1 protein-coding gene is annotated in these 517 nt (G+C 46.4%); it reads right to left on the reverse strand.

Going from position 1 to position 517, the window contains the following annotated elements; genetic code table 11:
• Window positions 1–179: 179 nt before the first annotated feature.
• Window positions 180–517, reverse strand: a 338-nt coding sequence (locus ACTHTS_RS11020; protein ID WP_440370058.1) for an integrase core domain-containing protein, incomplete at its 5' end; no start/stop codon positions are given.

Here is a 517-nt window from a genome sequence, read left to right on the forward strand (position 1 = left end):
GGCAACACCTAATGATTGAAAGGTCGTCTGAAACCTAATTACACGGGTTTCAGACGACCTTTTTCATTGTTGGTAGCAAAGTATTGCGGAAAAGAGCTTTTTAATTCGGATTTGCTGCATGGTTCATGCTTTGGGGAGTTTTATCTGTTTGATTTGTATGTAGAAAATTGTCGCGTTGTTTACACTACAGGTTGAGAAAAATAAGCCTGCAAGACCTCAAACGGCGTATCGCCGTTCAAACTGCGGTGTGGCTTCACAGTGTTATAGAAATTAACAAAGCGGCACAACTCCTTTCGCCGGTGTTCCGGACTGTCAAACAACTGTTTCTCATGCCACATCTCCATCAGGGTGCGGATAACCCGTTCCGCCTTACCGTTGGTCTGCGGACGGGCAACCCGGGTAAACTTTTGACCAATCCCGTTCTCATAACAGGCTACACCGAAAGCATGGTTGGCCAAGCCTTTATATTCCGTCCCGTTGTCGGAGTAAACGCACTCAATCAGGTATGGACAGGGAT

Source organism: Neisseria sp. P0019.S003 (assembly GCF_051957115.1).
GTDB classification, from domain to species: domain Bacteria; phylum Pseudomonadota; class Gammaproteobacteria; order Burkholderiales; family Neisseriaceae; genus Neisseria; species Neisseria flavescens_D.